The 1499-nt window shown below is 49.9% G+C and carries 3 protein-coding genes; all 3 read right to left on the reverse strand.

Annotated features, from left to right (window positions below; translation table 11 throughout):
* A partial coding sequence (locus G7Y39_RS13335) for a hypothetical protein (protein WP_165157915.1) occupies nt 1-698 on the reverse strand: 698 nt, incomplete at its 3' end.
* Between the two features lie 97 nt (nt 699-795).
* Nucleotides 796-1152: an IS66 family insertion sequence element accessory protein TnpB gene (tnpB, locus tag G7Y39_RS13340; protein WP_165157916.1), complete on the reverse strand. Its 357-nt coding sequence runs from the start codon at nt 1150-1152 to the stop codon at nt 796-798.
* A gap of 188 nt (nt 1153-1340) precedes the next feature.
* Entirely contained in the window at nt 1341-1472 is a 132-nt protein-coding gene (locus G7Y39_RS13965; RefSeq protein WP_370520362.1) for a transposase domain-containing protein, read from the reverse strand.
* Nucleotides 1473-1499 lie beyond the last annotated feature (27 nt).

Here is a 1499-nt window from a genome sequence, read left to right on the forward strand (position 1 = left end):
TCCAAAAGGATCTTTTCCGCCTTTACCTTCTCGTAATATCCTTTCAGAAAAGCACGGGAGGCACGGGCCTGTTCACGGACCTCATCCGTCAGCCCAAGGCGGTCGGCTATGGCATCCGAATACTTCACGTCGTCCTCGAACAAATGTCTCTCGCTTTTCTGAAGAAACACCATACGGACCAGATTGTCCACCTGGCGATTCTTGGACAACGCTTTCCTGGCGACCGACTCGATGGACTTCCTCACGCTTTTTTCCATGGACTCCTTCGCGTCGTCGGCGGTCCGGTCCAGAGAATCAAGATATCGGGCGATAAGGGAAGGATCCTTTTCCTTGGCATAGAGGCTCTTGAAAGCGTCAATCCCCGATTTGACGAGGGCATAGAAGCCGGACTGCGCCTTATGGAGTTCCAGATCCACACGCTCCTGCACCTCGCGTTCAAACTGGGCCATCAGCCCCTCCCAGGTACGTTCCATGGTTTCAAGCACCTTGCGGCGCTCCTCGTCAAACTTCGCCTCCAGGCTTGCCTTATATTCTGCGCACCCACGTTCCACCAGCTCATTACGAAGCACCTGTTCGGCCATGAGCCGCTCGTCCTTCTCGGCGGCGCTGGAGAGCGCCGCCCGGTACAAGGCCATCAGTTCGGCATATTTGGCTTCCGAAACATAGCCTTGGGGAGCTGTATCTTTATGATTGTCCATGACCGAATCCCTTTTTTATTATGGCATAAAGGTACAAAAAATCAGCGGATTACGCAAATAAAAAAACACTAATTTGTACATTTTTCAGAACAAATTATCATTGAGTACATGAGACAGGATAATGCTCATCACGGCCTTTCTGACCAAGCATCATCAGCACAAAACTTGTATAGTCCAACTGACAACTTTTCCCGTCCGCAAGAATACGTGGAGCATGAAAACGGCCTTTATCCAATTTACGGGTATATAGGGTTATTCCCCTGCCTTCACGATGGAGCATCTTGACTGTCCGGCCGTTCTTTCCCAGGAATACGAAAACCTCGTCTCCTATCAGGTAACGGCCGAACTGTTCCACAACCAGTCCCTCCAGACCATGAAAGGACTTGCGCATGTCTACCGGAGCATTGTAGAAATAATAGCGTAGACCGGCGGTCAACTGGCAGACACTTCTCATGGCTCCCCGGTAAGTTTATCAATGTAACACTTTAATAAATCAGGACTGATGCCGATGGGCAGCCACAGACTTCTGCGGTTGCCAAGCATGAGCTTCATGTAAAGCAAATCATCGGGATGAGTGTCTCGTTCGCGAGTCGCGTATCCGTCCGAAACCGTCCGACTTGTTTTTTTAAGTTCAAGTCAGGCTTAGATTTTGTCTTCGAAGTTGCAAGGGAGGAGACCGGTTAGTTGAAGTTCTTCCATGTCCGGCCTTATATTCTCCAGCGTGTGTTTCAGCCAGCGAAAAGGGTTTACGCCAAGGATTTCACAGGACACCATAAAGGTATAGAAGATGGCGTTGTCTTC

The organism is Parabacteroides sp. ZJ-118 (assembly GCF_011038785.1).
Classification (GTDB): Bacteria; Bacteroidota; Bacteroidia; order Bacteroidales; family Tannerellaceae; genus Parabacteroides.

Bases quoted from the DNA above. Each gene is read 5' to 3' on its own strand.
- tnpB (WP_165157916.1), bottom strand. From the start codon at position 1,152: ATGAGAAGTGTCTGCCAGTTGACCGCCGGTCTACGCTATTATTTCTAC.
- G7Y39_RS13965 (WP_370520362.1), bottom strand. From the start codon at position 1,472: ATGGTGTCCTGTGAAATCCTTGGCGTAAACCCTTTTCGCTGGCTGAAA.